The organism is Pseudomonas gregormendelii (genome assembly GCF_017114825.1).
Lineage (GTDB): Bacteria > Pseudomonadota > Gammaproteobacteria > Pseudomonadales > Pseudomonadaceae > Aquipseudomonas > Aquipseudomonas gregormendelii.
In genome coordinates, this window is the sequence record NZ_JADEVO010000056.1 from 1 (window position 1) to 24,396 (window position 24,396).

At 53.6% G+C, this 24,396-nt stretch carries 21 protein-coding genes and 2 pseudogenes; 17 read left to right on the forward strand and 6 right to left on the reverse strand.

Translation table 11 applies throughout. The features are described 5' to 3' along the window. Positions 1-432: 432 nt before the first annotated feature. A pseudogene (locus IMW75_RS27100) lies at positions 433-602 on the reverse strand (NAD(P)H:quinone oxidoreductase); the annotation flags it as partial. 566 nt (positions 603-1,168) lie between these two features. Here IMW75_RS27100 and IMW75_RS24990 point away from each other — a divergent pair. From IMW75_RS24990 to IMW75_RS25055, 14 genes are all read left to right on the forward strand, one after another. Next, positions 1,169-2,515 carry an outer membrane beta-barrel protein gene (locus tag IMW75_RS24990; RefSeq protein WP_205894066.1) on the forward strand — a complete coding sequence of 449 codons (1,347 nt, stop codon included), beginning with the start codon at positions 1,169-1,171 and terminating at the stop codon, positions 2,513-2,515. 83 nt (positions 2,516-2,598) lie between these two features. After that, entirely contained in the window at positions 2,599-3,909 is a 1,311-nt protein-coding gene (locus IMW75_RS24995; RefSeq protein ID WP_205894067.1) for an ABC transporter substrate-binding protein, read from the forward strand. 25 nt (positions 3,910-3,934) lie between these two features. Beyond that, positions 3,935-4,660: an ABC transporter ATP-binding protein gene (locus IMW75_RS25000; RefSeq protein WP_205894068.1), complete on the forward strand. Its 726-nt coding sequence runs from the start codon at positions 3,935-3,937 to the stop codon at positions 4,658-4,660. 3 nt (positions 4,661-4,663) lie between these two features. Beyond that, on the forward strand, positions 4,664-5,356 hold the full coding sequence (locus tag IMW75_RS25005) for an ABC transporter ATP-binding protein (protein WP_205894069.1): 693 nt from the start codon (positions 4,664-4,666) through the stop codon (positions 5,354-5,356). Positions 5,357-5,358: 2 nt separating this feature from the next. Then, on the forward strand, positions 5,359-6,222 hold the full coding sequence (locus IMW75_RS25010; RefSeq protein WP_205894070.1) for a branched-chain amino acid ABC transporter permease: 864 nt from the start codon (positions 5,359-5,361) through the stop codon (positions 6,220-6,222). Further along, positions 6,222-7,256 carry a branched-chain amino acid ABC transporter permease gene (locus IMW75_RS25015; RefSeq protein WP_205894071.1) on the forward strand — a complete coding sequence of 345 codons (1,035 nt, stop codon included), beginning with the start codon at positions 6,222-6,224 and terminating at the stop codon, positions 7,254-7,256. Before IMW75_RS25010 ends, IMW75_RS25015 begins: the two co-directional genes overlap by 1 nt. An 85-nt stretch (positions 7,257-7,341) precedes the next feature. Then, complete coding sequence (locus tag IMW75_RS25020; RefSeq protein WP_205894072.1) at positions 7,342-8,271, forward strand: LysR family transcriptional regulator; 930 nt, start codon at positions 7,342-7,344, stop codon at positions 8,269-8,271. A gap of 126 nt (positions 8,272-8,397) precedes the next feature. Beyond that, a complete protein-coding gene (locus IMW75_RS25025; RefSeq protein WP_205894073.1) occupies positions 8,398-8,892 on the forward strand; it encodes a cupin domain-containing protein in 495 nt (164 codons plus the stop codon). A 66-nt stretch (positions 8,893-8,958) separates the two neighbouring features. Then, on the forward strand, positions 8,959-9,978 hold the full coding sequence (locus IMW75_RS25030; RefSeq protein ID WP_205894074.1) for a hydroxyquinol 1,2-dioxygenase: 1,020 nt from the start codon (positions 8,959-8,961) through the stop codon (positions 9,976-9,978). Positions 9,979-10,069: 91 nt separating this feature from the next. After that, positions 10,070-11,533, forward strand: coding sequence for an aldehyde dehydrogenase family protein (locus IMW75_RS25035; RefSeq protein ID WP_205894075.1), 1,464 nt, complete (start codon positions 10,070-10,072; stop codon positions 11,531-11,533). Positions 11,534-11,541: 8 nt separating this feature from the next. Next, positions 11,542-12,609: a maleylacetate reductase gene (locus IMW75_RS25040; RefSeq protein ID WP_205894076.1), complete on the forward strand. Its 1,068-nt coding sequence runs from the start codon at positions 11,542-11,544 to the stop codon at positions 12,607-12,609. A gap of 87 nt (positions 12,610-12,696) precedes the next feature. Further along, entirely contained in the window at positions 12,697-13,569 is an 873-nt protein-coding gene (locus IMW75_RS25045) for a dioxygenase family protein (protein ID WP_205894077.1), read from the forward strand. Positions 13,570-13,572: 3 nt separating this feature from the next. Next, positions 13,573-13,887 carry a YciI family protein gene (locus IMW75_RS25050; RefSeq protein ID WP_205894078.1) on the forward strand — a complete coding sequence of 105 codons (315 nt, stop codon included), beginning with the start codon at positions 13,573-13,575 and terminating at the stop codon, positions 13,885-13,887. Then, on the forward strand, positions 13,887-14,219 hold the full coding sequence (locus tag IMW75_RS25055) for a Rieske (2Fe-2S) protein (RefSeq protein WP_205894079.1): 333 nt from the start codon (positions 13,887-13,889) through the stop codon (positions 14,217-14,219). The genes IMW75_RS25050 and IMW75_RS25055 overlap by 1 nt, the downstream gene beginning before the upstream one ends. 115 nt (positions 14,220-14,334) lie before the next feature. Here the strand turns inward: IMW75_RS25055 and IMW75_RS25060 are convergent. Next, positions 14,335-14,814 (reverse strand): annotated as a pseudogene (locus IMW75_RS25060) (OprD family outer membrane porin); the annotation flags it as partial. A gap of 956 nt (positions 14,815-15,770) precedes the next feature. Between IMW75_RS25060 and IMW75_RS25065 the strand changes: the two are divergent. From IMW75_RS25065 to IMW75_RS25075, 3 genes are all read left to right on the forward strand, one after another. Further along, positions 15,771-16,196 (forward strand): DUF305 domain-containing protein, encoded by a 426-nt coding sequence (locus IMW75_RS25065; RefSeq protein WP_205894081.1) that lies wholly within the window; start codon positions 15,771-15,773, stop codon positions 16,194-16,196. Between the two features lie 41 nt (positions 16,197-16,237). Then, positions 16,238-17,695 carry a YncE family protein gene (locus IMW75_RS25070; RefSeq protein WP_237142333.1) on the forward strand — a complete coding sequence of 486 codons (1,458 nt, stop codon included), beginning with the start codon at positions 16,238-16,240 and terminating at the stop codon, positions 17,693-17,695. A 353-nt stretch (positions 17,696-18,048) separates the two neighbouring features. Beyond that, on the forward strand, positions 18,049-18,465 hold the full coding sequence (locus tag IMW75_RS25075) for a hypothetical protein (RefSeq protein WP_205894082.1): 417 nt from the start codon (positions 18,049-18,051) through the stop codon (positions 18,463-18,465). A 533-nt stretch (positions 18,466-18,998) separates the two neighbouring features. Here the strand turns inward: IMW75_RS25075 and IMW75_RS25080 are convergent. From IMW75_RS25080 to IMW75_RS25095, 4 genes are all read right to left on the reverse strand, one after another. Further along, complete coding sequence (locus IMW75_RS25080) at positions 18,999-20,432, reverse strand: catalase (protein WP_205894083.1); 1,434 nt, start codon at positions 20,430-20,432, stop codon at positions 18,999-19,001. A gap of 528 nt (positions 20,433-20,960) precedes the next feature. Further along, positions 20,961-22,232 carry a RidA family protein gene (locus IMW75_RS25085; RefSeq protein ID WP_205894084.1) on the reverse strand — a complete coding sequence of 424 codons (1,272 nt, stop codon included), beginning with the start codon at positions 22,230-22,232 and terminating at the stop codon, positions 20,961-20,963. Positions 22,233-22,251: 19 nt separating this feature from the next. Then, entirely contained in the window at positions 22,252-22,434 is a 183-nt protein-coding gene (locus IMW75_RS25090; protein ID WP_205894085.1) for a hypothetical protein, read from the reverse strand. A 387-nt stretch (positions 22,435-22,821) separates the two neighbouring features. Further along, positions 22,822-23,742, reverse strand: coding sequence for a LysR family transcriptional regulator (locus IMW75_RS25095; RefSeq protein WP_205894086.1), 921 nt, complete (start codon positions 23,740-23,742; stop codon positions 22,822-22,824). Positions 23,743-24,396 lie beyond the last annotated feature (654 nt).

Genomic DNA, 24,396 nt, shown 5'->3' on the forward strand with positions numbered 1-24,396 from the left:
GAGCACAAGGTCGGCAGCCTCGCGCTTGAATTCAGCGGAAAAGGAACGGCGTTGTTTGGTCATCTGACACCTCGATCTGGCGAGCATTCTCGCCTAAATGGGTGTCCGGTTTCATTAGACCACTACACGCTGTGCCTGCGCTAAACAGTGAAAGAACGAGAGTTACGGTTAATACGCTAAGGAATTTCATGCTGCTGCCAATGGCAAGCACTCCTGTACCCACCATATTGACCATCTTGTGCGGCCAAGTTAAAGCACGGTCGCCCCGTCCTTGAACGTGATGAAAGCACGGACCACCGTGACACTTGCTGGCAGTCGCCCCAACCGCAAATGCAGCACCGCACTGGCGCCTGGATGGCTTTTTGGCGGCTAACTATTCCTTGAGTTTTGCAGCAATTTTGCGACGTACTATCCTTGGTGATGAGCACTGCCTCATTCACGTGAGTCCGGTTGGCGGGAGCCATCAGCGCCTGCAATCGTGGATGCATCACATGGGTTACCACTGCCCGGTTGCGAAACTCAAACAGCGCTAGATCGGAATAGCCGATTGGCACAATGACCATGCGGTGATGAGCGAGCGTGGTCCACGTTGAAGTGATGGTCGGAATCATTAGTAATCTTAGACTTATGCCAAGTAAAAGCTGGGCGTACAGTAAAATTCTCCAGCTAAGCATCGGAGAGCGGAGTGGGTTTGGTTTCGCCGATACCGACCTGAAGTTCTGATCAATTGAAAATTCCTATTTTTTCACACCAAGCCAGCCCGCCTGCTCGCGTACCGCATGCCGTACTAACTTACCGACTCGACAACCGGTCGTTAGGCGGCCTTCTCGAAAATCATCTCAGCCGTCTTTGCTGATTAGCTTTAATTTTCGGCCAGTGTCACCCAACTTCACGGGGCGAGCTGATCACGAAATTCAAATTTTTGAGCTGTGGATCGCCGACGCCGGCGCCATTGTTCTGAATACGCAAACACTGAAGTCGCCGAGAATGGAATTGTTGGCGCAGTAGTGGACTTGTAGCCTCCAATGCGCCGAACACCACGATTCGCCAACGATCGGGTGGAGTCCAAGCCAAGACTCATCAAGAGCGAGTTCATCGCGTTCACCTTGCTTTCGGCTTGATCCCCTCTGGGGGTGTGGCATCTAATAAAAATAAGAGGAAGGCAGGTATGAACATTTGTGCATGGGTCTGTGCGGCAATCCTGTTCGCTCCCGTTATGGGGGGCGGCGTATTGTTTCCCGCGACGGCTTCGGCCGCGGACGATCCAATGGGCTCACTGGCTCGCGGGGTATTCGGCGACAGTCTAGAGCGTGATCATGGCATCAAGGTCTCTGGTTGGGCTCAGGTGGGTATGAGCTACAACAATAACGGCACGGATGACGTCAGCAAACAGAGCTTCTTCACGTCCGACGAGGGTGTAAATCTCAATCAGTTCGCGCTGGCCGTAGAAAAGAAAGCTAAAAGCAATGTGGTCGGTCGTGTAGGTCCGTTTCCCGGTCCGATGCCGCAAGAAGCCGACTGGGGGTTTAACGTCACGACCCTTTACGGCAAGGATGCGCGCTATTTCAAGACCTACGGCTGGGACGAGGACTTAGGGGTTAATCGCGACAACAAGGCCGAAGACGAAGCCTTCACCATCGCTCAGGCCTACGTAGATTTCTATTTTCCGGTACTCGGCGGTTCGGACCTGATGATCGGGATTTTCCACACGCCACTGGAAAATGAAATTGGCTTTGCCTTGCCTTCCCCCGCACCAACTGACTTCTACTCTCACACCTATTCCTTCATGCACGGCCCGGCGAAACATGCCGGCGCGTTGTATTCCTTCAAATTGCCCTCGGCGCCCGGGGAAAGCATGGTGGGCTTCGAACTGGGTGTGGTTCAGGGCTGGAACAACCTGCAAGACCCCAACCACGACCCGGACGTGATCGCCAACGTGCGCTGGCGCTCGGCTGATTTCAGCACTTGGATTGACTGGGAAAACATCTACGGTAACGGCGCCGGCGACAGCTTTGCCGAGTGCAGTTGCGGCTCGCCGCTGCCTGCCGGGACTAAGGACGATGACAACAAACGCTTGGCCTCCTACCTGACCTTGTCGCAAGTGCTCGACCGGAACAACCGTGTGGCCTTGGAACTGAACTACGGCAAGCAGGAGCAGGGGGCTTTCGCCGGCTTCGCCAACAAGAATGACGCCACCTGGTACGGCACCGACCTGAACTGGTATCACAAACTCAGCGAAAACCTGATGTGGAACAGCCGCGCCGAATGGTTCTACACCGACGCGCCGGTCCACGTGATGATGGCCAACATCGACCCCGAAACCGGGATTCCCGACCCGACATGGGGCAGTTTCTACGGCGTCACCACCAACTTGGCGTGGACCCCGACCCCCAACGTGCGCCTGCGTCCGGAGCTGCGTTACGACTTCCATTCCGGCCCCGGCCGCGATGCCTATGCCGATGGGCAAAAGGACTCGCAGGTGGTGGCGTCCTTCGACGTAACGCTGTTCTTCTGACCCGACTCTTCCGGTTTACCCCGACCCTGCGTGATGGCCTCGCCACACGTTGCGATCCTGTTCGTCCAGGCTGGAGCCTTCACATGACAGACAACAACGATAAAAACCTGTTTGGCCGCGACGTTTCCCGGCGCGATTTCCTCCGCGGTACCGGTGTCGCCGCCGGTGGCGTGGCACTGGCGAGCCTGCCGTTCAACTTCGCCATCGGCGGCGAGCGGGTGATCAAACTCGGCTATGTCAGTCCGCAGACCGGCCCGCTGGCGCCCTTTGCCGCAGCGGACAATTACATCATCGAATCGCTCAAGCAAACGCTGAAAAACACCATCACTGTTGCCGGCAAAGCTTATCGCCTGGAAGTGATCGTCAAGGACAGCCAGTCCAACCCCAATCGCGCGGCAGAGGTGGCCAGCGAGTTGATCCTGTCGGACCAGGTCGACCTGATGCTGGTGTCGTCGACGCCGGAAACCACCAACCCCGTGTCCGATCAGTGCGAAATCAACGAAATTCCGTGCATTTCCACCGTGGCGCCATGGCAGCCATGGTTCTTCACTAGGGGCGGCAAACCGGATCAGGGTTTCGAGTGGACCTACCATTTCTTCTGGGGTCTGGAAGATGTGATCGGCACCTACACCGCCATGTGGGGCGCGATGCCCACCAACAAGGTGGTCGGCGGCCTGTTCCCCAATGATGGCGACGGCAACGCATGGGGCGATCCGAAGTTGGGCTTCCCGCCGGTACTCGCACAAAAGGGCTTTCAACTGGTCGACCCAGGTCGCTTCCAAAGTCTGACCGACGATTTCTCCGCGCAAATTGCAGCATTTAAAAAAGCGGAAGTCGAGATCGTCACCGGTGTGGTGATTCCACCTGACCTCAGTACTTTCTGGACCCAAGCTCGGCAGCAAGGCTTCAAGCCCAAGGCAGTCTCGGTGGGTAAAGCGCTCTTGTTCCCGACTGCGGTCGAGGCGCTGGGGAAGGCCGGCAACAACCTGTCCACGGAAATCTGGTGGAGCCCGACGCACCCGTTCAGCTCTTCGTTGACTGGCGCAAGTGCGGGGCAACTGGCCCAGGGTTTCACCCAAGCCACCGGCAAACAATGGACACAGCCGCTGGGTTTTGTGCACGCACTGTTCGAACTGGCGGTGGACATCCTCAAACGCACAGAACAGGTCGGTGATGCCCACGCGGTTCGGGATGCCTTGCTCAAGACCAACCTCAACACCGTGGTCGGGCCGATCAGTTGGAATGGCGGGCCGGTCAAGAACGTTGCCAAGACCCCGCTGGTCAGCGGCCAGTGGCGTTTGGGCCAAGACAATAAGTACGACTTGGTGATCACCAGCAACACGACCGCGCCGGCGATTCCGCTGGGCGGCGAGATGCAGGCAATTACCTATTGATCGCGCGACGGGACAAGGGTGCACCATGCAAGAGCCACTTCTGAAAATCAGTGACGTGCACAAGAGCTACGGCTCGGTGAAGGTTACAGACGCCATGAGCCTGAACCTGCAACCGGGAGAAGCTCTGGGCATCATCGGCCCCAACGGCGCGGGCAAGAGTACGCTGTTCAACCTGATCGCCGGCGGCGTGGCAGCGGACAAGGGCTCGATCCATTTCGAGGGCCGCGACGTCACCCGCGTGCCGGTTTTCAAGCGCTGCCAGCAAGGCATCGGCCGCTCTCACCAGATTCCCCATCCGTTCGTGAAAATGACCGTATTCGAGAACCTGCTGGTGGGTGCGACTTTCGGTGCCGGGTTGCGGGATAAGGAAGCCAGCCAATGGTGTGCACAAACCCTGGAGCTGACCGGGCTGATGCGCAAGGCCAATGTGCTTGCCGGTTCACTAACTCTCCTCGACCGCAAACGTCTGGAAATGGCCCGCGCGTTGTCGACCCAGCCGCGTTTGTTGCTGCTCGACGAAATCGCCGGCGGGCTGACTGAGCCCGAATGCTTGGCGCTGGTGGAGACCATCCAGGGAATTCATAAGTCGGGCGTTGCCATCATCTGGATCGAGCACATCGTACACGCCTTGCTAGCGGTGGTCAGTCGCCTAACGGTGATCAACTTCGGCGCGAAGCTGGCTGAGGGCGAACCGCGGAGCGTGATGGCCGATCCTCGGGTTCAGGACATCTACATGGGCATCGGGAGCTGACGCATGCTAACCATCGAAAAACTTTGTGCCGGCTACGGCGACTTCCAAGCGCTGTTCGACATCAGCCTGACCCTTGATGCCGGGGAAACCGTGGCCATCATCGGCTCTAACGGTGCTGGCAAGTCGACCTTCCTACGCTCGCTGGCGGGGCTGATCAGTAATCAACTCGACTCCATTCGCTTCAACGGCGAGGCCATTGGCAACATGGCTGCCAATCAGGTTGTAGAGCGGGGCATCGCCTTGGTGCCGGAAGGCCGAAAGTTGTTTCCTTCGCTCAGCGTTGAGGAAAATTTGCTGATTGGTGCTTACAGCAAACGTCCCGGGCCTTGGAATCTTGCACGCATTTATCAGCTATTCCCGGTATTGGATCAAATGCGCAACCGTCCTGGTACAGCACTCTCTGGCGGCCAGCAGCAGATGGTCGCAATAGGCCGAGGTTTGATGGCTAACCCGCAACTGCTGCTGTGTGACGAGATCAGCTTGGGACTGGCCCCGACCACGATCAAGGACATATACGCAGCATTACCCTCAATCAAAGCTGACGGCACTACGTTGGTTCTCGTCGAGCAGGATATCAATCAAGCGCTGAGTGTCTGCGACCGCTTCTATTGCTTTCAGGAGGGGCGCGTCTCCCTGACCGGTCGTCCAGGGGAAGCGGATAAAGCTCAGATCAAAGCCGCGTATTTCGGGATCTAGTTATGGAATGGCTCAATACACTTATCCAGGGCATGTTGCTCGGTGGCCTTTACGCGATGTTTGCCGTGGGCCTTTCCCTGATGTTTGGCATCATGCGCCTAGTCAATATTGCGCATGGCGACTTCATCGTGCTGGCTTCGTACCTCGCACTCATGGTTGTCAACCATCTAGGACTCAGTCCGCTCGCCAGCCTGCTCATCGTCGTACCGCTCATGTTCGTATTCGGATATTTGCTTCAACGTCTGCTGCTCAACAGAACGCTCGGTCAAGACATCTTGCCACCGCTGCTAGTGACCTTCGGGCTGTCGATTATTGTGCAGAACGTGCTCCTCGAATTTTTCAGCGCGGACAGCCAAAAGCTCTCGCAGGGCGACCTTGAAGTAGCAAGCGTGGGCTTCGGAAGCGTCAGTGTGGGTGTCATGCCGCTCATTGTTTTTTGCAGCGCGTTGCTGATCATCGGCGGACTGCAATTGCTGTTTTTCAAAACCGCGGTAGGGCGGGCATTTCGCGCAACGTCGGATGACCAGAACACCGCACGACTGATGGGCGTGAACAACGCACATATTTTTGGCTTGGCAATGGCGCTCGCGATGGCCGTAGTTTCGATTGCCGGAGTGTTCTTAGCGATCCGCACGAGCTTTGACCCAACGGTGGGACCGGCGCGGCTGTTGTACGGCTTCGAAGCAGTGATCATCGGTGGCTTGGGTAGTCTGTGGGGCACCCTGGCCGGCGGAGTAATTCTTGGTGTTGCCCAAGCGCTGGGGGCAAAAATCGATCCCGGCTGGCAAATCCTTGCTGGTCACCTTGTGTTTCTGCTGATCTTGGTCGTGCGCCCGCGTGGCCTGTTTCCCCGGAGTGTCGATTGATGAATGTCTTAAATAATTCCGCGCTCGACTTTCGTGTGCAACGTACAACCACCAGCAGTCTTATTGGTCTGTCGTTGCTAGGGATCTGCGTTTTGATTCTGATCAGTGCGCCGTTTTGGGCGGACCGTTCAAGTCTGCGGCTAGTGGTGGAGTTCGCTTATTACCTGGCGCTGGCGCAGATGTGGAACTTGTTGGCGGGTTACGCGGGCATGGTGTCCGTCGGGCAGCAGGCTTTTGTGGGCCTGGGAGGATACCTGTTGTTCATGCTGTCCACCCGGTTTGGTGTGCCGCCATTGTTTGCGGTTTTGCTTTCCGGCGTAGTGGTTGCGGTGCTGGCGGTTCCTACCGCATTGATTGTGTTCCGACTGCGCGGGGCCTACTTTGCCATTGGCACTTGGGTCGTTGCTGAGGTATTCCGTCTTGGCCTCGCACAGATGAGCAGTCTCGGCGGCGGTTCCGGGCAGAGCTTGCCGGCGACAATTGTGAGGCAGATCGGTACTGATCGGGACGAGCGGGAGATGCTGATTTACTTCACTGCGCTGGCCATCGCCATTGCCGCGGTGGCAGTGGTGTTCTTTTTGCTGCGCTCGCGACAGGGTCTGGCACTTGCTTCGATCCGCGATTCCGAGCCGGCATCCGGCAGCCTCGGCGTCGACACCTTCCGCACCAAACTAATGGTGTACGTGCTGGCCGCGGGGAGTACAGGTGTGGTCGGGGCACTGATCTTCCTGCAAAAACTGCGTATCTCCCCGGATGCGGCGTTCAATCTTCAGGACTGGACGGCAGTGGTAATTTTCATCGTCATCATCGGGGGCATCGGCACGCTGGAAGGGCCCTTGATCGGCACGGCGATTTACTTCGTGTTGCGTGGATGCCTGGCGCAATACGGTGCGGTGTACATGATCATTCTGGGGCTGGTCGCGGTGGTCATGATGCTTAAAGCGCCGCAGGGTGTATGGGGGTTGATCAATGAGCGATTCGGATGGCAAATTTTCCCGATGCAGCGACGGCTTTCTGCTTCGCATAGCGGTTAACGATCGGCGGGCAGTGGAGTGCTGGATGCCGACACGTTAACCTCGACACTCCAATAAAAACAAAGATTCCCAGAGAGCCCGCGTTATGGATCGTTTACTCAGTGTCGAAGCTTTTGTGCGAGTTGCCGAAACCGGGAATTTCGCCAGGGCTGCACAGCAGTTGGGCGTAACTCGCTCGGTAATTACCCACCGCATCCAACAACTGGAACAGTTTGTAAACGCACCGCTGTTCCATCGCAGCACTCGCCATGTCCGCCTCTCTGAAGTAGGCGAAACGTACTACAAAGAGTGCGCAGATATGGTGGCGAGCTTCAATTCACTCACTGAGCATATGAGAGAGCAGCGAGCCAAGCCGATAGGAAAACTCCGCGTGCAAATGCTCCCAGGATTCGCCATCAGTCATTTCGGCAGAATGCTGGCTGAATTCACCCGGTTGTACCCCGATATTGAGGTTGATGTAATCGTCAACGACCGGGTGGTGGATCCCATCGAGGAGGGCTTTGACGTGGCGTTTCAGATGTTCCCTCCAATGGCCGAGACGTTAATTGAACGCAAGCTTTTTAGCGTCCGTCGATTGTTCTGCATCTCGCCGGAATACGCTGAAAATTTCGGTGTACCCACGCACCCTCAACAGCTTCTCCAGCACAAGATTGCTTTGTATGAAGGCTACCCCTCGCGAAACCGTTGGATATTCACGAAAGATGGCGAGCAGGTAGAGCTGAGTCTGCCTGGTCAGGTGCGATCAAATTCGGTGCATATGCTTCGCGATTATGCGTCGACGGGCGTATGTATTGTCTGCCTCCCGACTCTTGTGGCAAGCGAAGACTTGCTCAGCGGCAAGCTGATTCCAGTCTTGCCGGAGTATGCCCTTTCGTCGTTCAATTTTTCCGCGGTCTACCCAGCGACTCAGCGCAGGGCCCTCAAAGTGCGAACCTTGATCGATTTTTTAGTGGGGAAATTTGGCGAGGAGCCTTGTTGGGACCAGCCATTGCTTGAACGAGGCTGGGTGCACTAGCGGCGCATTGTCGGATGAGTGTTTGCGTTTCGCAAACACTGTTGTCGTCAGACCTCCAATTGTTCCAAGTCAAGCAGCGTCGTACTGTTGGCTCACTGTTACTACAACAACAAGACGGTGAGAACCATGAGCAGCGCTGCAATCCAAACGTTTTTTGGTTCGCTTGAGAACTACAGCAAAGGTTCAGTAGAACTCATCAGCGGGCAAGCCAGCCATTACGCTTTCTCGAACATTTTCGAGGTGGCGCAAAAATCCCTTCCTTACGAAAAAGTAGTCGTCGGACTGAACCTCGATTACGTGATTGAGACTCTGCGCGCTGAAGGGCAATCGCCTTGGTACACGGCCGCGCACGACGAGTTCGCTGTGGTTATGGACGGTGAAGTCCGGGTCGATTTCCTGAAGCTCAGCACGCCACTGGTCACCGGCGAAGGCACTCAACTGGCGGGCGAGATTCCTGAGGGCAAGCCTATGGGCTACGTCCTGCTCAAGCGCGGCCATCAGTGCATTTTGCCAGCCGGTGTCGCCTATCGATTTGAAGCAGATCGTCCAGGCGTGATCTTGCAACAGACAATCAAAGGTCCTCTGTCTATCGAGAAATGGGCAGACATCTGCATCAAGTGACCAATTTGGTTGAGCTGTTCAGCTCTGCTGCCACCTCCATACAAAAGCAACAAGAGGAATACATTCATGGCCATGCTTGAAAACGCCGCTGATGGCGCAACCTTTGCCGACGATGAAGTCAAAGCCAGCGAACCCCATGCCGTAACGGGTTACCGCTCGTTCCAACTCGGTGCCTTCGAACTTTCGCGAGATGAGTACTTTGCTCGCATCACCTGGCCAGCCAAGGGGCAGACTCGATCGCACCTGATCCCAATCGACGCATTTCTTCGTGCCATGATGCGCGATGTCGCTTGGGGGTTCTTCTACGGCTGGGTCAACTTCGACCACGTCATCGGCACTCGCAACTATTATGGCAAGGTTGACCTGTATGCCGGCACGTTCAATGGGACGCTCAAAGCCGCTGGAGTCAATTACACCGAGAATTTTGAAACGCCTTTAATCATGGCAACGTTCAAAGCCATTCTGCGCGACTGGGTCAACGCCACCTTTGACCCGTTTGCAGCACCGGAAGAAACCGGCACGGCGTTCGGCCGAAAAAACGGCAATAACATTGAAGCCATCGAACGCTTCCGCATCGCCACAAAGCGCATGCCGGGCCTGCCGGATGACTCGCCGCTGCGCAACGATCTGCCGGTAAATCGCCAATTCATCGATGTCTCCCAAGATGAGCCGGAAGTTCACGCGGCCGAAGGATTTGAAGGCGAATTGCATGCCTTCAGCCTGTTCAAGTACCTGTCGCGGTCCGACGTAACCTGGAACCCGAGTGTTACCTCGGTCTGTAAGGCAAGTCTGTTTTGCCCAACCACTGAAGAATTCATTCTGCCCGTTTTCCATGGCAACGACCGTGTTGAGTGGTTCTTGCAACTGTCAGACGAAATCATTTGGGATGTCGGCGATAAAGACGATGGCAATCCGCGCGCTCGCATCACCATGCGTGCCGGCGACATTTGCGCTATGCCGGCAGATATCCGTCACCAAGGGTACTCAACAAAACGTTCGATGCTCTTGGTGTGGGAAAACGCGACGCCGAACCTGCCGCAACGGTACGAGAGCGGCGAACTGAAGCCGTACCCAATCGAATTCTAAGACACGCGTGAACAGCCCGGTTCGCATCGGGCTGAGCGCAAAAGAATCCAGTTGCCAGGCTGCGCCATAGGCACAGCGCGAGGAATACATTATGCAAAATCAGCTCTATATCGACGGCCAATTCGTTGACGCAGTTGCGGGCGGAACCATCGACGTCGTGTCGCCCCATGACGGCTCATTGATCACCAAAATTGCTGCTGCGGAAGCGGCTGATGTTGACCTCGCTGTCGCCGCTGCCAAACGCGCTTTCCCTGCTTGGGCTGCATTGGGTGCCGCAGAACGCGGGCGCCTTCTGCTTAAGCTCGCAGACAAAATCGAAGAGTGCAGCGAAGAGTTGGCACAACTCGAGTCGCTCAATACGGGACACCCAATTCGTGATTCGCGTGGCCTTGATGTCCCGCGGACAGCGGCATGCTTTCGCTATTTTGGAGGTATGGCGGACAAGATCGAAGGATCCGTTATTCCAGTTGAGGCCGGCTTTCTGAATTACGTCCAACGTAAGCCAATTGGCGTCGTGGGTCAGATCGTGCCTTGGAACTTCCCGCTGATGTTCACCAGCTGGAAAATGGGTCCAGCTCTCGCGGCCGGCAACACTGTCGTTATCAAACCTTCCGAGATCACTCCGCTCTCCACTCTGCGCATTGTGGAGCTGATGACAGAAGTCGGTTTTCCTAAAGGTGTCGTAAACGTTGTTCCAGGCTACGGTCACACCGCCGGACAAGCGCTGGCCGAGCACTTGGACGTAGGTAAAATCGCATTTACCGGCTCAACGGCGACAGGCCGCAGAATCGTCGAAGCATCCAAAGGCAACCTTAAGCGTATCCAGCTTGAGTTGGGCGGGAAGGGCGCGAATATCGTGTTCGAAGATGCCAATTTGGACGCGGCCGTAAATGGCGCAGCTTGGGCGATTTTCCATAACCAAGGTCAAGCGTGCATTGCTGGGTCTCGGTTGATCTTGCACAAGGACATTGCCGACCAGTTTCTCGAGCGTTTCATCGCGCTGGCGAAATCCATTCGGTTGGGCGACCCGATGGATCCAGAGACCGAAATGGGCCCCCTCACATCGGCACTTCACCGAGATCGGGTACTGTCGTACGTTGAAGTTGCAAAAGAGCAGGGCGGCAAAATCCTGGCTGGCGGTAAAGCTCCCGATGACGAACGCTTGGCTAACGGCTTTTATGTTGAGCCAACAGTAGTCGAGGCCTCTTACCAAGACCGTGTTTGCCAAGAAGAAGTATTTGGTCCTTTCGTCACCGTTGTGCGTTTTAGCAATGATGAAGAAGCGCTCGCTATCGCAAACAGCACTGAATACGGCTTGGGTAGCGGGTTGTGGACTCAGAACCTTACACGTGCGCACAAGATGGCGGACGCCATCCATGCCGGCATGTGCTGGATTAATTGCTACAAGCGTGTCAGCCCAGGCAGTCCGTTTGGTGGCGTTGGTCAGTCGGGCTATGGTCGCGAGATGGGCTTCGAAGCGATCCACGATTACACGGAGGCCCGATCTGTTTGGGTTAACGTCGACGCCAAAATAGCTCCCCATTTCAAGCGCTGAGGCTGATCATGAATTCCTTCGTTTACCAGAGTCTCCCGACGCGCGTCGTGTTTGGCGCAGGCAAACTATCTACGTTGGCTGAGGAAATTGACCGCCTCGGTGCCAAGCGTGCCTTGATTTTAACCACACCTGAGCAGCGCGGGCTTGGGGAGCAGGTAGCGCAACTGCTCGGAGATCGAGCAGCAGACGTTTATTCAAGAGCAGTGATGCATGTGCCGTTAGAAATGGCGCAAGCAGCGCGTGGCGAAGCGTCCAGGCTTCACGCTGACTGCTGCGTCGCTGTTGGTGGTGGTTCGACGATTGGGCTGGGTAAAGCTATCGCAATGGACTCGGGATTGCCGATTGTGGCGATTCCAACGACCTACGCCGGTTCGGAAATGACGCCCATTTATGGCATCACCGAAAACCGGCTAAAAAAGACAGGTCGTGATCCTCGTGTCCTACCTAAGACCGTCATATATGACCCGGAATTAACCTTGTCCCTTCCGGCGCAGATATCCGCCTGTTCTGGTATGAACGCTATGGCCCACGCCGTAGAGGCGCTATATGCCGAAGACGCCAATCCAATCATTGGTTTCATGGCTGAAGAATCGATCCGCTCGCTGGCTCAGGCGTTACCACGCGTCGTCAATGATCCGAATGATTTAGAGGCACGAAGCCAAGCTCTGTATGGGGCGTGGTTGGCTGGAATTTGCTTGGGCTCGGTTGGCATGGCTTTGCACCACAAGCTTTGCCATACATTGGGCGGTACGTTTAATTTACCGCACGCTCAGGCACACGCAATCGTGTTGCCTCATGCTGCGAATTACAACAGGGAAGCAGCAGCGGGACCACTCCAAAGAGCTGCTCGAGCCTTAGGCGGCAGCGACGCCAGTGAAGTGGGTGGGTTGCTGTACGAACTGAACCAGAAGCTCGGAATTCCGTTGTCGCTTGCTGAAATTGGGCTTCCAGAAACGGGGCCGGCTGAAGCGGCAAAAATTGCCTGTGCAAGCCCTTACTATAACCCGCGGCCATTCGAGCAAGGGCCGATTGAAGAGCTGCTGCGCCGCGCTCTGAACGGCTCCGCACCAAGCTGATTTATCGTTGCCTCCCAAGCCAACCGAAGCGATCCTGCGTTTCGGTTGCTCAGTCGCATCGCGTCAATTCCGTCGGAAATAACAACAATGACCAATGACGAAAAAGCATCGGAGCGCTTGATCTCCGAAAAGGCAATACAGAGTTTTAACGACGCGCCTGACGCGCGTTTGAGGCAAATCATGCAAAGCCTGACACATCACTTGCATGCTTTCGTTAGTGAGGTCGAACTCACGGAGAAAGAGTGGTTTGAGGGCATCAAGTTCTTGACTGAAACCGGCCACAAATGTGACGGTCATGTGCGGCAAGAATTCATCCTTCTATCGGACACGCTCGGCGTCTCCATGCTGGTGGATGCCATTAACCACCGGCACAGTGCTAACGCGACCGATACGACTGTGTTCGGACCGTTTTACATCGATGGGATGCCGGAGCGCGCCTTTGGCGAGAACATGGCGTTCACCCCTGGAGAGGCTGCACTGGTTCGTGGGAGGGTTGTCGACACCCGCGGAAATGCTCTTCCCAATGCAATACTCGACGTTTGGCAGACGGCTGAAAATGGAATGTACTCAGGTCAAGATGCGGCGCAGCCATTTGGAAATCTCCGCGGTCGGTATCGGACAGATTCCAACGGTTATTTCGCTATTCGCACCATCGTTCCTGTCTGCTATCCAATTCCAACCGACGGCCCGGTCGGTCGGATGCTAAATGCAGCCAAGCGTCACCCTTGGCGGCCAGCACACTTGCATTTCATGATCGAGGTACCGGGCTATAAGAAGCTGGTCACGCACCTCTTCAATCACGATGATCCGTATCTCGAATCCGACGCAGTGTTTGGCGTTAAACAGTCATTGCAGGTTATCTACGAGGAACGGTTTACGCACGACGACCTATCTGCTGGGTTGGATATCCAATTGCCGTTTAGACGTGCTAGTTATGAATTCGTCATGGAATCCGTGTGACGCATGGGCCAATTTTTTGCGGTATTCGCAACCGACCATCCGGACTCCTTAGCGTTACGCCAACGTCTACGGCCGGACCATCGCGCGCATCTACGGGCTACCGATGCGCATCGTGTAGTTGTGCGACTGGGTGGTCCAACTCTCGACGAAACTGGCGTTGCTATGAATGGGACCCTGCTTGTCATTGAAGCAGCGAGCCTTGTTGAAGTAGAGGCATTCGTTAACGACGATCCTTACGTACGGGCTGGATTGTTCGCCAACATAGAAATCAGACCCTGGAATTGGAGTCTCGGTAACCCAGAGTCGAGGGGGAGGTGATGGCTGTCATTACGCTATGTCGATTGGAAGACATCGTAGACGGCTGTGCGCTGGGGCTGCCCGAACACACGCAGTTCCATGCTGCGGGGTTGGTCGCTGTACGCCAAGGTGAGGAGGTACGGGTCTACATTAATCGATGTCCCCACTTTTCAGTGCCACTCGATTACCGTCCCAATGAATTTTGCACCTACAGGGGCAAGTATTTGATGTGTGCTCACCACAGTGCGGTCTTTCGTTTTGAAGATGGACACTGCATTGATGGTCCATGCAAGGGAGCCCACCTGGAACCTGTCGCAGTGGAGTGCGTTGACGGCCACGTCATTTTGCAATGACGGAGTGAATTGGTAGGAGTTGAATGTCACTCGGATTTGAGAGACCTCGACGAAATTGATTATCTCAACTCCGCCTCTTATCTCAAGTCTCGAAAGATGGCTTTCTCCGTAACTACTAGCTGTAGTTAAAAATCAGCCTTGTCTGGTCCGTGTCAGCAATGCCCGAGCCATCACTGCGGTACGTGCCATGGCGCAGGGTTGTCCCGAATCCTTTCAACAGGCCAGTGGGGACGATGTAGTCAATCCTGAGATCCCGCTCCCACTCCTTATGATCACTGCCACCTCTGACGTCCTTGATTTGGTCGCCACTTAAATATGCCGCTGAAGCTTTCAGCCCAGGTATGCCCACCTTGGAAAAATCATAGGAATATTGACCAAAGCTCGTCTGTTCGCCAGCTCGTGAAAATGTACCAACATTAGCTTTCGTGAATAAGTAAAAGGTGGAGCCGCCGTTGCCTTCCGGACGGCTGCGGCCATCGACAACGTTCCCCTGATCAAGCCATACAAACCCGCCATCATCGCTGACGCTCACGTGGCCCAACATGAATGCATGGCCGCCTAGGGTGTAGGTGAACATAGCGGACCATGTTTTGTTAGTCTCAGTGGCTTAGGAGCCGAACTCTGGCTCTAGCCTTCGGATCCAGCAGCCCTTGGACTGGTTGTCATTATTGCTAATGGCAGCTAATACACGGTGTCGTAGATCCGGATATCTGATGCAGAAATAGGCCCTGGACAGACTGCCGAGGGCCTTCAATTTTCACGCAGCTGGTTCAAGTAATCCGAACACGCCTACCGCTTTTCGCTTTGCAACTCAACGCCGCGGGAGCGCATACCACAGAGGACGTGGCTAGCTTGTGCGTAATGACGGATGCGCTTTTGTTCCCAAGCTGCTGCTCCAAGAGACTCCGCACGGATTCGATCGTCAATATGCGTGACGACTCGACCGCGGAGGCTGTGGATTGGCCGGCAGCTGTCAATATTAGAACGGTGTCCAAAGCGGTGTTCACTGACGCAGCCGCAATGTCACCAACGCCATCTTTGATCATGATGATAGCCTCGATTGAGGAGTCTCCTGCAAGGACGCAGGCAAAACCTACCTTTTAGCCTAGTGCCGATTCCGGTGAGGCGATGCTATGAGTGATGGGCGGCAGCGTTCATAAATTTTACCAGCCGTGGTGAGACGACGCCGCGATGGGCATCGTCTATACCCTATCGCGGGTACGTTCGGTGACCGCGAAACAAGAGGGGGGACTTTTACTCGAAGTTATGGGCAGGCCAAGCCCTTTCATTATTTTGCACGTAGTGAGCGGTCATTGTTATTCCTGTCAGTAGACAACATCTGATGACGGCGATATGAAGATTCATGCGTTATAGCCGACGCGTTCTACAAAATTTGGATCCATTTGCGATCTAGTCAAACCGGATAGGTTGCGGATGACTTTCGAAGAACACGTCGCTTGGCACTGTTTTTCATAAGGAGCATATCTTGGCGGAGTCGAGTGAAGGCTTCCTTCGTTCATCCTGCTTGTGGGCTCAAATTGAGGATCCGTCATGCCGATCTTTTTAGCTCACAAAATCCGCATTAGCTTCTCAATTCTTGCCCTGATAGCGGCGTTCCCAGCTATTGCTCACGAGGCTACGGAGAATGCTGATCCGTCCAACCACTCCAGCTTAGGTACGCCCTTCCTTAGCGAAAACAATGTCGCCATGGAAAGGATGATGAAGGGAATGGAGGTCGAGCCTACTGGGGACGTCGATCATGACTTCGTCATCATGATGAGCGCACACCACCAAGGTGCAATCGACATGGCGATGACTCTTCTCAAGTATGGGAAAAACGAACAACTGAGACGGCTCGCCCAAGAAATCATCGTCGAGCAGCAGCAGGAAATTGCCGCAATGAAACTGGCCATAGGTGCTCCGTTACCAGCGTCAGTCGCTTCTCCCTCTCAGACTCCCTCTGTGGCCCAACCCTGAGCCGCACAGACCTGACTTTACAAAAAGTAGGAGAGATTCTCATGAAGCTCCCAGTGGTCCTGATAGCGTTGATCACCCCGATGTTGCTGTCCGGTTCCGTAGTCAGTTTCGCTGGCCAAATACCTGGGAAAGCCTCTGCGCAGGATATCCCCATCACCCACCAAGACCGAATGTATGCGGCAGAGCAGTTCTCGAACACCGTCTCAGTAACCGATCCTGTCGATAACAAAGTGCTCGGTGTAATTCCCTTGGGCGATCCCCAACCGACAAACCTCAGCCCGCTCTATCGTGGAGAAGTGCTAACGCACGGCCTGGGATTTTCACCTGATCACAAGACCTTGGTGGTGGTATCAGTCGGCACCAATTCGGTGACGTTTATCGATACCGAAACCAACTCCGTTAAGCACAAGACCTATGTTGGCCGTGCGCCTCACGAGGCGTTCTTTACGCCCGATGGCAAGGAAGTCTGGGTGACGGTGCGCGGCGAGGATTATGTGTCGGTTATCGATGCCAAAACCTACCAAGAGACAATGAGGATCAAGACGCCAGTGGGGCCCGGCATGCAGATATTTTCTCCAGACGGTAAGTACGGTTACGTCTGCTCGTCCTTCACTCCAGAGACGGTAGTGGTGTCCGTAGCTGACCACACAATTGTTGGTCATGTGCCACAGGTAAGCCCGTTCTGCCCAAACATTGCCGCATCTGCTGATGGCAAGCAGGTTTGGTTCACCTTGAAGGACACGGGAAAAGTCCAGGTGTTTGAAGCTACTCCACCTTTCAAGCCACTCAAGACCCTGGATATCGGTCCCATCGCCAACCATGTCAATCTGGTCAACAACGCCAACGGTTCATTTGCCTATATCACTGTTGGTGGGTTGAATCAGGTGCAGGTTTATCGCACGGACAATTTTGAGAAGGTAGCAACTATTCCCGTCGGCAATCTTCCTCACGGAGTGTGGCCATCCGGCGATGGAACCCGTATCTACGTAGGGCTGGAAAATGCCGATGCGTATGCGGTGATCGATACACTGAGCAACAAGGTAGTAGCCAATATTCCTATCGGCCAAGCACCACAGGCTATCGCCTACGTACCCAACGCAGTTACGAAGGGGACGGGGACTGACAACCTCAAGCCTCTAGGTGTCGCGGCTCAAGCCGCGCACCTCAGCCTACAGGTCGTGGGTAAAACTGCTGATCAGCCTCCAACCAGCGTCGCGCTATTCGATCAAGGACTGATTCAGGTGTTGCAAGCCGCTGTGACGGGGCTAGAACCTAAGCAGCCCTACATATTGGCGTTGTCTAACCAACCCGACGGTAGCGGTCCCTTACAACCCTTGTCTGCGTTCACGACAAACCCGGCAGGTTCGGCAGTCGTCAATGCAGTTGGTCCTATCCGGCAGATCGTGCAGAACTATGCGCCTGAGCAAAATCGCTATTTGGTGATCGTGGCCGGCACGCCGGAGCAACTTGGGGCAGTAGTTCAGGTTCAGTCCAAGTAAACGAACTCAGTTGCATGGCGACGCAGCCATATATTCGTGGCTATGCATTCGGACCAAGAGTTTTCAGGTAAGTCTCCCCCATCCGCCGCCCCCCTTCTGAAAACTGGATTCGCTGGTGTCCCGGTTCTCCCTGCGTTCACCTGCGCGACATAACGCTACCGACCTCCGTCCGAGATAACAGGACCTCTGGCATTTCGACTGTGAATTCCGCACTCACAATGCATAGGTTTTGCTTATGCGTTGCATTGTATATCGGTCTTGGACGCTATTTCCCAATCGGCAGAAGATTGCTTCACAAACAGGCAATTACTTCTCAGCAATGCAAATAAAGCGAACTCGACAGGAGACACATCATGAAAACTGTTACCCAATTACTTGCTGTCACCACCTTTGCACTCAGCATTAGCGCATTTGCGGTACCGAGCACTCAGAAAGATCAATTTTTCACTCAGACCGCTGAATACCAACATACTATTGCTTCGGATGGCTCGGATCGTACGCCACAAGGCCAAACCCTCGCGTCCGATGGGGCGGACCACACGCCACAAGGCCAGGCTCTTGCCTCAGATGGGGCGGACCACACTCCACAAGGCCAGGCTCTTGCCTCCGATGGGGGGGATCGTACGCCACAAGGCCAGGCCCTTGCCTCCGATGGGGCGGACCACACTCAACAAGGCCAAATTCTTGCCGCAGATGGCTCAGATCATACGCCAAGCGTGCAAGTCGCGTCTGACGGTTCGGATCGCACTCAGACCCATCGTATGGCGTGACCCCCTTGGTTGCGTCCGCCCGAGCCGGGCTTTATACAAAAAGAATTGCTCTGCTGGTAAACGCTTGCAGGGCCTTTCTCGTTTTCGTGACTGCACCTTACTGAAGAAGATCTTCAAGCCTCAATTAGCCCCTCGGTAGATGACTCTAGTTTTCGGCAGATTCCGTAGATGCGCACAAGTAGGTGGCTTCGGTGGGGGTCAACTCCTACTGTAATTATTCCTTAGCGCCCACCACAGCGCCCCGACCTGCCTTCGGCTCTGGTGCGTTTTACAGCATCGATTAAGGGTTTTAAATGATCGTCTTTGATGAATACAGGCGGGGGGATCAGTCGATAACGAAAGGGGATATGGTTAAAAAACCATGTTTCAGATCCTTTATGTTAGTGGACCTAGGTGGTTGTGACTGGGTGATTACTGTCGTGTTCACCGAATTCGATCAATGGAACTCTTGAAAGATTATGAAGCGTAGGGTTTGTAAAAAAAGACAAGGCGCCACGCTGTAGGCCTGGCGCCTAGAAATTACTAGTTAGGTTTCACCCAAGCCGTGCAATCGCATCCCTTACACCTGCTCCATAAGCCGGGTCAGCTTTGGTGCAGTTTGATATGTGGCGTTCGACCACCATTTCCGACGCACCGTTGATAGCGCGTGCGGTGTTTTCGAACAACAGCCATTGCTTCTCTGGAGTCATGAGACGGAAGAGATCACCAGGCTGCGAGTAGTAATCCTCGTCGACACGATGGTTCCAGTGATCGGCAGCACCTTCGATGCTCAGCGGCGGCTCCGCGAACTCCGGCTGCTCTATCCATTCCCCATAGCTGTTCGGATCGTAGGAAATTGTGCCGCCCATGTTGCCATCTACGCGCATTGGTCCGTCACGGTGGTAGCTGTGGACCGGGCACCGCGGGCTGTTGACTGGGATCTGCGAGTGGTTGACGCCTAGACGGTAGCGTTGCGCGTCACCGTAGGAGAACAATCGACCTTGCAGCATCTTGTCCGGTGAGAAACTGATGCCAGGGACGACGTTGCCAGGGTTGAATGCTGCCTGCTCGACTTCTGCGAAAAAGTTTTCCGGGTTGCGATTTAATTCCATCACGCCAACTTCGATCAGTGGATAGTCCTTATGCGGCCAAACCTTGGTCAGATCGAACGGGTTCAAGTGATAGCTACCAGCTTCATTTTCTGGCATGACCTGGATGAACAGCGTCCAGCGCGGGAAGTCACCCCGCTCAACGCTTTCGTACAGATCGCGTTGATGGGTCTCACGGTCTCCGGCAATGAGTTGTCCCGCTTCGGCATCCGATAGGTTCTTGATCCCTTGCTGGGTCTTGAGTGTGAACTTGACCCAGAAGCGTTCATTTGCGGCGTTAAGGAAGCTGAACGTGTGACTACCGAAACCGTGCATGTGGCGAAAGCTGGAGGGTATGCCGCGATCGCTCATGACGATCGTGACCTGATGCAGCGCCTCCGGCAACGAGGTCCAATAATCCCAGTTGTTATTCGCGTTGCGCAGCCCGGTGCGTGGGTCACGTTTGATGGCGTGGTTCAGGTCAGGAAATTTCAAAGGATCCCGAATAAAGAACACGGGAGTGTTGTTGCCCACCAAATCCCAGTTGCCTTCTTCGGTGTAGAACTTCATCGAGAAACCGCGGATGTCACGTTCTGCATCAGCCGCGCCGCGCTCGCCGGCGACAGTGGAGAAGCGCGTGAACATCGGTGTTTCTTTGCCTATCTGCGAGAACAGTTTTGCCCTGGTGTAGCGCGTGATGTCGTGAGTAACAGTGAAGGTGCCGTAGGCACCTGCCCCTTTGGCGTGCATACGACGTTCAGGGATCACTTCGCGGTCAAAGTGAGCGAGTTTTTCGAGGAACCATACATCTTGAAGGAGAGCAGGGCCGCGGGCGCCTGCTGTTTGAGTATTGTTGTTGTCGACAACAGGAGCGCCAAATGCCGTTGTGAGCTTTTTCATGCGTCCACCTTTAGAAAATCAGTGTGTGTGCGGTGGCCGCCAGCAATCGGCAAACTGGTGAACTTCCCTTCTCAACGGCTATAGACCACCCCAATCGAGACAAACAGCAGTTCAATCCTGATAAACACGAAGGTCCAAGAGAAATGTCGGAGAGCAGCATTGGTACGTTGCTGCGGAGGCATTTTTGGAGAGCTTCTATGACAACGAGGTGTGGATCAGGCGAGAGGTAAGTATGGGCCAGGATTTTGTATTTGCGTCACCTATCAGTGAGGGTTTAACAATATTTTAATCGGCAGTGCATACATCGAAAGAATACTGAATATTGTTTTTATATACGGAAATGTTAGAGCGAATTATTACACCTGATGCTAATTTTTACTTCAGTCGTGATTTGGTTCTCAGAACAACGACCGGGAGGAGGGCAGGTTATTTATACCCTGAATCGCCACCAACCCAAGCACGTATGACTACCGTGCCTAGGTCCCAATAGATTCCTCCAAGATGGCTCCATGTTGAAATAAATTACTTTCATAGCTTTGGAGGTGTTCCTTCTGCATTCGAAACAATTGCATCAATTTGAACCAGCGCATTGTGAGGTAACGCGGAAACACCTATCACTGTTCGTGCAGGGATGCCGTCAGGGAAAAATTTCGTGTAAATTTCATTAACGGTTGTTATATCGTCGATGTTTTTGAGGTGGATATTGATCTTCACTATGTCTCCTAAAAAGTGATTAACATTTTCGACAATCGATTTGATATTTTTCAGACACTGTTCTGTCTGTTCTTTCATGGTGCTACCGACCAATTCACCAGTTTTTGGGTCGAGGGGTAATTGTGCTGATACATGGTTGTAATGTGAGAATGCAACAGATTGTGTTGATAAGGGATGCTTCGGTGCATCTGCCGCATTGTTTGCTTTAATCACTATTCCATGTCTGTCCTCAACAAGCTGCGGTGGCGTACCATTTCCATGTGATACTACCGCTTCAATTTGTACTAGTGCACCCATAGGCAAGGCTGACGCAGCAACTAATGTTCTCGCAGGGTAGTAGGCCAATGATCTGGCGATCGCGGAATGCGGAAAAAAAGCCTTATAAGCTGCGTCCACGGCGTCGATATTCATTAAGTCTGTAAGATAAATATTGATTTTGACGATATCATCTAAAGGTACATCTAGGCTTTTTAAGATATTTTGAATGTTTTTTAAGCATTGCACAGCTTGCTCTTTCACGCCCCCCGCCACCAATTTACGCGTCGATGAATCTATGGGTAACTGAGCACAGATATTATTGTAATGTGAAAATGCAACAGACTGAGAGAATAATAGGCACGATGGTGCACTGTCAGTATTTCGGGAAGTTTTTATAAGATTACCTTCTTGTGGCGCTCCCTCGATAGTACCTTCGCCATTCGACACAAGTGCTTCAATTTGAATTGATGCGCCCATAGGCAGATCTTTAACTGCGATTGTTGTGAGAACCGGTACGTAGTTGGGGAAGAATGTGGAATATACTTCGTGTGCAGAGTCAATGTTTGTAATGTCTTTTAAATAGATAGTTACTTTAATGATGTCATCCATGTAATGCCCGATGCTTTCCACAATCGACTTTATGTTTTGGAAGCATTGCTTGGCTTGATCCCTTACGTTTTCAGAGACTAGCTTCCCTGATGCTGGATCAAGCGGCAATTGAGCCGAGATGTAATTGTAATGGGAGAATGCAACTGTCTGAGAATACGGGCCAATGCTTTTCGCTGCATCATTTGTGTTTCGTGCCAGCACCACGTTAAGGCCACTCATATCAACTCTCCAATCTGGTTTAGGGGTTGCCTTCGCTATCAGCCAAAATCAAGAGATTCTCTGGTAATTCTGCCAGCAATATGATCAAGTCCAGCTCCGTTCCAAGCGAGGATGTAGACTTCTTACATGTGTCTGGGTATTTAATATTACTCAGTTTGGCTGTTTTTTTAATTCCTGATGTTTTCTTTGGGATGCGAGACATGGCTGACCTCCGCATATTCATCAAAAGTCTAGCTTGGAGGCAAATGGAGTGATGCCGAAATTTTCGGAAATATGACCATCGGTAATGCGCTGTACTACCAACTGAATAATAAAAGTAGACTGTTTCGTTAAGAGGAATAAATTACTAATTAAATTTTCTCTTATGCCGGATTATTTTTCCTCGGTCGCACAGCACCAAAGGTCTAAGAAGCAGGAACTGAAAAGCTTGGAAAAAGTTATCGGTATACACACGCGAGTGCGCGAGGTGGTTCGTCCAATTTGAAAACCAAGGTGCGCAACTGGAAATATTTTCCTTGGTCGAAAGCGGAGGAAAGCAAAGCCGAATTATTGTGTGTAGTGATCCATGCTGGCTTAATTGCAGTAGGCGTCAATCGGCACGTAAATGTTGGCAGAGTGATTCTTGAAAATGCTCCAACAGGAAGTCCACAAACACCCTTGTTTTGGCAGGCAAAGATTTTTTTGAAGAGTAGTAAATCGAGACCACACCTAGATCCACATACCAATCAGGCAATAATCGAATCAGCTCACCGCGCTGCAACCAAGGCAACGCGCGATCCAAAGGTAGCAGCGCGACACCTAACCCCATCACAGCACATCTACACAACGCTTCCGGGTCGTTCATGATCGCCACCGGTTTCAGATTGATGTCGACCCGTCCTTCGTTTGAATCACGAAGCGTCCAGTTCAGCAAACGTCCCGAGCTAGTCGAGCGCATTACGATGCCATCAACTCCCTGCAACTCGCAGGGCTCAGTGGGTATAGGCTTGCCTTCCAGCCATGCCGGCGCAGCGACAACCACGAGATGAAGTTTGGCCAGTTCGCGTGCCACAACGCCAGGTGACAATTCCATGCCGCCACCGATAGCGACATCAAAACCCTCACCTATCAAATCCACGCGACGCATTTCCAGCTGCCAATCGGGCACGACAGCGGGGTATCGCTCCATAAAAGTCTTTAGCACTGGCAATGCATAATCGTAAGCGAAAGTCGGCGACAAACTAACACGCAGTCGCCCTGCGGGGATTTTTCGTGATTCGCCAAGCTGGTTCACTGCACCCTGAATGGTTTCAAGGCCTTCCGCGACTTGTTGGTAAAACAACTCTCCCGCCTCGGTGAGGGTGAGACTTCGCGTGCTGCGGTGGAACAGACGCGTACCAAGGTTGGCTTCAAGTCGCGCCACATTTTTACTCACCGCGGCTGAGGAAATCCCTAAGCGTCGCGCGGCTTCGGAAAAGCTGCTGGACTCTGCGGCACGGACGAAGGATTCGAGATTTCCCAGGGTTTCCATGATTACCTCAAGCTTTTGGTTGAAGCTGATTCTACCGATTGAGAACTAGGTAATCCTTAATGCTTTGGTCATGATGGGTTTCCTCCTGAATACCATGATTGGAACGCAAGGACATCATGGCAAAAATTCTCGTCACTGGCGCGACAGCAGATTAGACAATGCGGTCTTTCGTTGGCTCTACTGACGGGCACGCCAATTGATTGCCGACTCGTTTCCGCCTAGGCATTCATCGCTGCTCGGGTTGGTAAAAGCTGGCCAACCAAGGTCGCGATTTTTCACTGCGGCTTGGGCAATGCCATCGATAAAGGGGGCTTTCGACCTGAGCAGTCGTGCGCTTGAAGAACTATTGTGACGTAAGCCTAACGACCTTGATGGCGTTCTGTGGTTGGCCTTCAATGTCTAAGTCTTCGCTGCTTGTTTCTTTTTTTACGTCCAGCGGTATAGCGACCTGGTGGAGGTTTAGTGATGAGGGTATTGGAGATCCACCTCAACACTCATTAATTCACCAGGGAACTTGTGTTTTAACAGGGGCGGTTGCAGGAGCTGAGTGCAACACGGTTATTGAATCGAAGTGGGAGTATCGTGCCGCATCGCAATGGCCTTTTGCATCACCTCACTCATCACTTCGATCGGACATTTGAAATCGAAGCGTTT